Raw genomic sequence first — 6,784 nt, 5'->3', positions numbered from 1 at the left:
GGTGCGGCACGCGCGGCGCCGGCGCGGGTGCCGCGCGGCGGCGGAACACGCGGGCCTGCGCGGCTTCGCGGATCTTGTCGGCGATGTCCTGCGCCAGGCCGTCGAGTTCGGTGAAGGCCGCCGGCTTCGGCACGAAGTCCACGGCGCCCAGCTCCAGTGCGCGGAAGGTCGCTTCCGTGCCCTGGCGCGTGAGCGAGGAGATCATCAGCACCGGCAGCGGGCGCACCGCCATCAGCTTGGCCAGGAAATCCAGGCCGTTCATGCCGGGCATTTCCACGTCCAGCGTGATCACGTCGGGCGCGCTGCGGCGGATGCGCTCGATGGCCAGCAGCGGGTCGGGCACGACGGCCGCCAGTTCCATGTCGGGCTGGGCCTCGACCACGCGGCCGAGGAAGGCCCGCATCACGGCCGAATCGTCGATGACCAGGACGCGGATCATCGCGGCGGCGAGAAGATTTCGACGTCGCCGCCGCCGCGCCGGCGGCGCAGCTCGGACAGGTACTCGCGCTCCTGCCGCTGCGCCTCTTCGGTGTGCAGCGACAGTTTCTTCACCTGCGCCTTGCCGGTGGCCGGAAAGAAATGCAGCTTGCGCGGATGCACGCCCAGCAGGTCCTGCGCGGCGATGCGGATGCCTTCCTCGTGCAGGAAGGCCAGCACGAACTGGCTGTTCTGCGCGCCCACGTCCAGCGTGTCGAAGCCCTGCAGCACGCGCGCGCCGCCGAACACCTTGGCCACCAGCCGCCGGCGGTCGGCGCCCAGGCGCAGCATCTCGTTGATCAGCACTTCCATGGCGTACAGCCCGAAGCGCGCCGACAGGCCCCAGGGCGAGACCGTGGCCGTGGGTTCGCCGGGCAGCATGAAGTGGTTCATGCCGCCGATGCGCGCGCCCGGGTCCCACAGGCAGGTGGACACGCAGGAGCCGAGCACGGTGGCGATGGACCCTTCGCCGGCGGTAGCGTAGTACTGCCCGGGCAGGATCTTCACCGCCTCGACCTGGAAGTCGCGGTCGAAGTAGCGGGCGGGTGCGGTGATGTCCATCGCGTTCAGCCCGGCGCGAAGTCGTAGGCGGTGCGCCCGGCCGCGCGGAAGGCGGGGTGCCCGGCGGGGAAGCTTTCGGCATGGCCCACCATCAGCACGCCGCGCGGGCGCAGCACCGTGGCGAAGCGCTCCAGCAGGCGCTTTTGCGCCTCGCGCTCGAAGTAGATCACCACGTTGCGGCAGAACACCGCGTCGAACGGCTCCAGCGCCGGCCAGTGCGGCGCCTGCAGGTTCAGCTGCATGAATTTCACCATGGTGCGCAGCTCGGGCCGCACGCTGACCCAGCCGGCGTTGGCGCCCACGCCGCGCAGCCAGTGCGCGCGCAGCCGCTCGCCGGTGAGCCCGCCGATGCGCTCCTGCGAATACACGCCGCCGGCCGCCGCGTCCAGCGCTTCGGTGTCGATGTCGCTGGCCAGCACTTCGCCCGGGCAGCCGGCTTCGCGCAAGGCCATGGCGATCGACCAGGCTTCCTCGCCGGTGGAGCAGGCCGAGCACCACACGCGCAGCGGCCGGTTCTCGCGCTGGCGGTGCGCCTGGGCGCGCGTGCGCAGCAGCTCGAAATGGTGCGGCTCGCGGAAGAACGCGGTGAGGTTGGTGGTGAGCGCGTTGACGAAGGCCTCGCGCTCGGCCGCGTCCGCCTGCACCAGATCGAGGTAGGTGGCGAAGCTGTCCACGCCGCGTGCGCGCACCCGGCGCGACAGCCGGTTGTGCACCATGTAGCGCTTGTGCGGACTGAGCTTGATGCCCGCGTAGTCGCCGATCAGGCGGCAGGCGAGCGTGAATTCCCGCTCGCCCAGCAGCTGCGCCGTGTCGCCAGAGGAGCCGGTTGACTGCTGCACTAGAACGCTTCCCAGTTGCCCGCCGGCGCACGGGAAGTGCGGGAGGCCGGCGGCAGCGCCGCGGCGGTGGACCTGGCCCGGACCGGCGCCGGCCCGCGCGGCGCGAAAGGCGCGTCCGCCGCGTCCTCCACCGTGAAGCGCGACACCAGCTGCAGCTGCAGCACGGCCTGCGCCTTCATCGATTCGGCCGCGGCGCTGGCCTCCTCCACCAGCGATGCGTTCTGCTGCACCACCTGCTCCATCTGCGCCATCGCGGTGTTGACCTGGCTGATGCCCGAGCTCTGTTCACGGCTGGCCGCCGCGATTTCCGCCACCAGGTCGCTGACGCGCTGCACCGAGGCCACGATCTCGCCCATGGTGCTGCCGGCGGCGTCCACCAGCTTGGTGCCGGCCTCGACCTTGCCCACCGAGTCGCCGATCAACGACTTGATTTCCTTGGCCGCCGCAGCGCTGCGCTGCGCCAGGCTGCGCACCTCGGCCGCCACCACGGCGAAGCCGCGCCCCTGCTCGCCTGCCCGCGCCGCTTCCACGGCGGCGTTCAGCGCCAGGATGTTGGTCTGGAACGCGATGCCGTCGATCACGCCGATGATGTCGCCGATCTTGCGCGACGACCCGGAAATGCCGTTCATGGTGCTGACCACCTGGCTCATCACCTGGCCGCCCTTGCGCGCCACCTCCAGCGCACCGACGGCAAGCTGGCTGGCCTGGCGCGCGCTGTCGGCGTTTTGCGCCACGGTGGAGGTCAGTTCTTCCATCGCGCCCGCGGTTTCCTCCAGCGTGCTGGCCTGTTCCTCGGTGCGCTGCGACAGGTCCAGGTTGCCCTGCGCGATTTGCGAGCTGGTATCGGCCACCGTCTGCGCGGCTTGCCGCACCTGGCGCACCACCATCTGCAGGTCGCGCGCCATGGCCTGGAGCGCCTCCAGCATCCTCTGCGTTTCGCCGAACGCGGACACGCCGACCTGCACGGTCAGGTCACCCTTGGCGACCCGGTTGACGAAGTGTTGGGTGGCCCGCACGGAACGCAGGATGCCGCGGTGGATCGCCAGCCGCAGCAGCAGGCCGAGGCCGGCGAAAACAACCAGCACCAGCAGCGACCCCCACAGCTTCTCGGCGGTGCCCACCACCTGCACGCCGACGGCGGCGGTCGCAAGGATGCCGGCCATCGTCAGGCCATACAAGACATTCACCTGGGCGCGTACGGACCAATTGGAAAGCATGATGCCCGGCTCCCGCTCAGAACTCTTCCCACTCGCCCGCCGGCGCGCGCGGCTTGCGCGTGGCGCCGGCGATTGCGGCGGTGTACACGGGCGGCAATGCGGCGTTGCCCGGCTTGCCCTGCACCTGGATCGGCGACGGAGCCACGTAGTGCGGCGCCGGCGCGGCGCCGGGCTGCAGCGGCGTGAGCGCTGTCTCGCCGCCCTGGCGGCCGCCCAGCTGGAAGCGCGACATCATCTGCAGCAGCGCGGCCGACTGGTCCTTCATGGATTCGGCGGCCGCCGTGGCCTCCTCGACCAGCGAGGCGTTCTGCTGCACCACCTGCTCCATCTGCGCCACCGCGGTGTTGACCTGGCCGATGCCCGAACTCTGCTCCTGGCTGGCCGCCGCGATCTCGGCGATCAGGTCGCTGACGCGTTTCACCGAGGCCACGATCTCGCCCATGGTGCTGCCGGCCGCATCGACCAGCTTGGTGCCGGCCTCGACCTTGCCCACCGAGTCGCCGATCAGCGACTTGATTTCCTTGGCCGCCGCGGCGCTGCGCTGCGCCAGGCTGCGCACTTCGGCCGCCACCACGGCGAAGCCGCGGCCCTGTTCGCCTGCCCGCGCCGCTTCCACCGCCGCGTTCAGCGCCAGGATGTTGGTCTGGAACGCGATGCCGTCGATCACGCCGATGATGTCGCCGATCTTGCGCGACGACTGCGAGATGTCGTTCATGGTGCTGACCACCTGGCCCACCACCTGGCCGCCCTTGCGCGCCACGTCCGACGCTGTCACGGCGAGCTGGCTGGCCTGGCGCGCGTTGTCGGCGTTCTGCGCCACGGTGGAGGTCAGCTGCTCCATCGAGCCCGCGGTTTCCTCCAGCGTGCTGGCCTGTTCCTCGGTGCGCTGCGACAGGTCCAGGTTGCCCTGCGCGATTTGCGAGCTGGTGTCGGCCACCACCTGCGCGCTGTGCACAACCTCGGCCACCAGCGTACGCAGGTTGGCCGTCATGTCCTCCAGCGCGCGGGCCAGCTTGCGCGTGTGCACCTGGTCCATGCCCTCGACCGTCACCGCCAGGTCGCCGTCGGCCACGCGCCGCACGACGTTGGTGGCCGCGCGCAGCGGCCCCGCGTTGGCGTTGCGGGTCCAGTTGCGCATGGCCCAGGTCAGCAAGAACGTGCAGGCGAACAGGATGCCCAGCACCCATCCGGTTTCGCGCACCTGGTCGGCGGCGCGCTGCTCGGTGCGCGCGCCCCGCTGCTGCACCAGCTGGTCGACCGCCGTGACGGCGTCGCCCCAGCGCTCCAGCGAGGGAGGCGGCTGGCTGCCGGCCGTGCCCTGCTGCAGCCGCGTGGTGTATTCCTGCAACAGATTCTTCTGCGCCTCGGCCGCCAGCGTGGCGCCGGCCACCGCCGCCGTGCCCTGGCGCGCCAGCAGCGCGCGCGCTTCCTCCAGCTGCTTGCGGATGCCGTCCTCGTGCTTGCGCACCGACTCCAGCCGCTGCTCGGGCGTGCCGGCCTCGAAGCCGCGCGCAAGCGCGCGGAACTCCAGCGACTGCGCGCGCGCGCCGGCCTCGGCGCCGTGCAGCAGGCCTGCCGCCAGGCCCAGTTCGCGCAGTACGCGCGTGTCGGCCGACGCCTGCTCCTGGACCTGCTGCACCGCGTACCAGCCGTAGCCGGCCGTGGCGGCGGTCGCCGCCAGGAGCATGCCCATGGTGAGGTGGAGGGCGGATTCCGCGCTGAGTCTGTTCATGGCTGGTACTGCTTTCGTGCCGGAATCAATGCATGGCGGAATCGACCAGCGCCATGTCGGCACCGGTCATGAGTTTTTCGATGTCCAGCAGGATCAGCAGCAGGTCCTCCACCGTGGCCAGGCCGGTGATGTACTTGATGTCGAAGGCGGACGATGCGAATTCCGGCGGCGGGCGCACCGCGTCCTCGGCCAGCGAGATCACGTCGGACACGGAATCGACCACCACGCCCACCACGCGCGAGGCGACGTTGAGGATGATGGCCACCGTGAAGTCGTCGTAGCGCGCCTCGGCCAGGCGGAACTTCACCCGCAGGTCCAGGATGGGCACGATCACGCCGCGCAGGTTGATCACGCCCTTGATGAAGTCGGGCGCGTTGGCGATCGCCGTGGGCGCCTCGTAGCTGCGGATCTCCTGCACCTTCAGGATATCGATGCCGTAGCTCTCCGCGCCCAGGCGGAAGGTGAGGAACTCGCTGGTCCTGCTTTCCACCTTGGGCGCGCCTTGCGAGGTGGCGCGGTAGCTTTGTTGCTGCATTCGAAACTCCTCTTGTTCTCTGGTGGCCTACAGCCGCATGGATCCCATGCCGCCGCCGGTGCGCACGATGTGGCTCACGTCCAGGATGAGCGCGACCGAGCCGTCGCCCATCACGGTGGCGCCGGCCAGGCCGGGCACCTTGCGGAAATTCGCTTCCAGGCTTTTCACCACCACCTGCTGCTGGCCGACCAGCTCGTCCACCACCAGCGCGGCGTACGCGCCGTCGGCTTCCACGATCACGGCCATGGCGCCCAGTTCGGCGGCGCGGCCGCGCGGCGGGAACACGCGCGCCAGGTGCACCACCGGCAGGTAGTCGTCGCGCACGCGCAGCGCGTCGCCCTGGTCGGGCAGCGCGTGCAGGTTGGCCGGCTCGACGCTCACGCATTCGACGACGGCCGCCAGCGGCAGCACGTAGGTCTGGCCGGCCACCGAGACGGTCATCGCCTCCATGATGGCCAGCGTGAGCGGCACGCTCACCGTGACCGTGGTGCCCTGGCCGGCGGTGGACACCAGGTCCACGCTGCCGCCCAGCGCCTGGATGTTGCGGCGGACCACGTCCATGCCGACGCCGCGGCCCGACAGGTCGGTGACTTCGCGCGCGGTGGAGAAGCCGGGCTGGAACACCAGCTGCCACACCTCGGCATCGGGCGCGTCGTGCGCGATCGGGATGCGGCGTTCGGCGGCGCGCGCCAGGATGCGCTCGCGGTCCAGGCCGCGGCCGTCGTCGCTGACGGCGATCAGGATGTTGCCGCCGCGCTGGCTGGCGCGCAGCGTCAGCATGCCGGTGGCCGGCTTGCCCTCGGCCTCGCGCTCGCCAGGCGGCTCCAGCCCGTGGTCGATGGCGTTGCGCACCAGGTGCGTGAGCGGGTCCGAGATCTTCTCGATCAGACCGCGGTCCAGCTCGGTGGCCTCGCCGAAGAAGCGCAGCTCCACCCGCTTGTCCAGCCGCTGCGAGAGCTCGTGCACCAGCCGCGGAAAACGCGAGAACACGTTGGAGATCGGCAGCATGCGGATGGCAAGCACCGCCTCCTGCAGGTTGCGCGTGTGGCGCGCGAGGTCGGCCAGGCCGCCTTCGGAAAACCCGCTGGCGTCGGCCGTGCCTTCCAGCATGCCCGAGCGCGCCAGCATGGCTTCGGTGATCACCAGTTCGCCCACCAGGTTGACCAGCAGGTCGATCTTCTCGGTGGCCACGCGGATGTACGCGGTTTCGCCTGCGGGCAGGCCGATCGGCTCGTGCAGCAGCGCGGTGTCGTCGCTCGGCTGCGGTTCGGCGAGGGACTGGCTGGCCGGCGGTTCGGCCGCGAGGGACACGATAGCCGCGGCCGCTGCGTCGGCGCCCGCGCGCTTGCGCTTGAATTCCTCGGGATCGATGAACAGCTCGTCGCCGTTGTCCAGCGCGATCGCCGGCGGCGCCGCCGGCGCC

6 protein-coding genes and 1 pseudogene are annotated in these 6,784 nt (G+C 70.8%); all 7 read right to left on the bottom strand.

Annotated elements, in window-relative coordinates; genetic code table 11:
- Positions 1 to 439, bottom strand: a 439-nt coding sequence (locus tag H0U68_RS01030; protein WP_296352268.1) for a response regulator, incomplete at its 3' end; no start/stop codon positions are given.
- On the bottom strand, positions 436 to 1,038 hold the full coding sequence (gene cheD / locus H0U68_RS01025; RefSeq protein ID WP_296352266.1) for a chemoreceptor glutamine deamidase CheD: 603 nt from the start codon (positions 1,036 to 1,038) through the stop codon (positions 436 to 438). The genes cheD and H0U68_RS01030, both read right to left, overlap by 4 nt.
- 5 nt (positions 1,039 to 1,043) lie before the next feature.
- On the bottom strand, positions 1,044 to 1,877 hold the full coding sequence (locus tag H0U68_RS01020) for a CheR family methyltransferase (RefSeq protein WP_296352264.1): 834 nt from the start codon (positions 1,875 to 1,877) through the stop codon (positions 1,044 to 1,046).
- A pseudogene (locus H0U68_RS01015) lies at positions 1,877 to 2,866 on the bottom strand (methyl-accepting chemotaxis protein); the annotation flags it as partial. The gene H0U68_RS01020 and the pseudogene H0U68_RS01015, both read right to left, overlap by 1 nt.
- A gap of 244 nt (positions 2,867 to 3,110) precedes the next feature.
- Positions 3,111 to 4,826: a methyl-accepting chemotaxis protein gene (locus H0U68_RS01010; protein ID WP_296352262.1), complete on the bottom strand. Its 1,716-nt coding sequence runs from the start codon at positions 4,824 to 4,826 to the stop codon at positions 3,111 to 3,113.
- Positions 4,827 to 4,851: 25 nt separating this feature from the next.
- On the bottom strand, positions 4,852 to 5,361 hold the full coding sequence (locus H0U68_RS01005) for a chemotaxis protein CheW (RefSeq protein WP_296352261.1): 510 nt from the start codon (positions 5,359 to 5,361) through the stop codon (positions 4,852 to 4,854).
- Between the two features lie 27 nt (positions 5,362 to 5,388).
- Positions 5,389 to 6,784 (bottom strand): chemotaxis protein CheA (locus H0U68_RS01000; RefSeq protein WP_296352259.1); only part of this gene is annotated, 1,396 nt, incomplete at its 5' end.

Origin of the sequence: Ramlibacter sp. (assembly GCF_013697775.1) — a bacterium.
GTDB lineage: Bacteria > Pseudomonadota > Gammaproteobacteria > Burkholderiales > Burkholderiaceae_C > Ramlibacter.
This window is presented reverse-complemented; position numbering and strand designations above follow the sequence as displayed.

What these genes read in the sequence shown, in the direction of transcription:
- H0U68_RS01010 (WP_296352262.1), bottom strand. Translation starts at nt 4,826, where the DNA reads ATGAACAGACTCAGCGCGGAATCCGCCCTCCACCTCACCATGGGCATG.
- H0U68_RS01005 (WP_296352261.1), bottom strand. Translation starts at nt 5,361, where the DNA reads ATGCAGCAACAAAGCTACCGCGCCACCTCGCAAGGCGCGCCCAAGGTG.
- cheD (WP_296352266.1), bottom strand. Translation starts at nt 1,038, where the DNA reads ATGGACATCACCGCACCCGCCCGCTACTTCGACCGCGACTTCCAGGTC.